A 244-nucleotide genomic window follows, 5' to 3' on the forward strand; every position below is an offset into this window, starting at 1 on the left:
GGCGCAGAACGACAACACGCGGATCGGTGCAGTTCGCTTCAACGAAGTCGCCACTGTTCATCGGGCAACAATCGTCCACCACGTAGATCCGATGGATGTCATTCCCCATTCCATCAATGACGCCAAGGATGTGGTTGGTGACCTTGTAGGACGGAATCACAACGGCGATCTGGACAGGCATGCGCACTCTCTGAGGTTCTCCGGGCTGACCCGGCGGGTAACAAAACAAGCCGATTGTGACATC

1 protein-coding gene is annotated in these 244 nt (G+C 55.7%); it reads right to left on the minus strand.

Features of this window, described 5'->3' with window-relative positions; all coding sequences use genetic code 11:
- A partial coding sequence (locus ACRHNM_RS17850) for a hypothetical protein (protein WP_431137981.1) occupies positions 1 to 181 on the minus strand: 181 nt, incomplete at its 3' end.
- Positions 182 to 244: the final 63 nt, after the last annotated feature.

Origin of the sequence: Psychroserpens mesophilus, assembly GCF_050617655.1 — a bacterium.
GTDB classification, from domain to species: Bacteria; Bacteroidota; Bacteroidia; order Flavobacteriales; family Flavobacteriaceae; genus Psychroserpens; species Psychroserpens mesophilus_A.